The following is a 287-nucleotide window of genomic DNA, read 5'->3' on the forward strand; positions in this document are numbered from 1 at the left end:
ATCACGTAGTTGCCGTGGTTCTTGAAGTTGTCCGGCAGCGCCCAGTTCGGCACCTGCTTCGCGCTCGATTCGGTCAGGAACAGGAAGCGGTCCTCGGTCACGTCGACCTCGAGCGGCGCGCCTTGCGCTTTCCAGTCCGGGATCAGCTCGGTGAGCGCGCGCGGATCCATCACCGCGCCGGACAGGATGTGCGCGCCGATCTCCGAGCCCTTCTCGAGCACGCACACGCCGATCTCGGTGCCTTTCTCGGCCGCCAGCTGCTTGAGCCGGATCGCCGCCGACAGCCC

1 protein-coding gene is annotated in these 287 nt (G+C 66.9%); it reads right to left on the bottom strand.

Going from position 1 to position 287, the window contains the following annotated elements; translation table 11 throughout:
- Nucleotides 1-287 (bottom strand): NAD(P)/FAD-dependent oxidoreductase (locus HZI36_RS26740; RefSeq protein WP_425485302.1); only part of this gene is annotated, 287 nt, incomplete at both ends.

The sequence above is a fragment of the Burkholderia guangdongensis genome (assembly GCF_013403875.1).
In the GTDB taxonomy this organism is placed as follows: Bacteria; Pseudomonadota; Gammaproteobacteria; order Burkholderiales; family Burkholderiaceae; genus Burkholderia; species Burkholderia guangdongensis.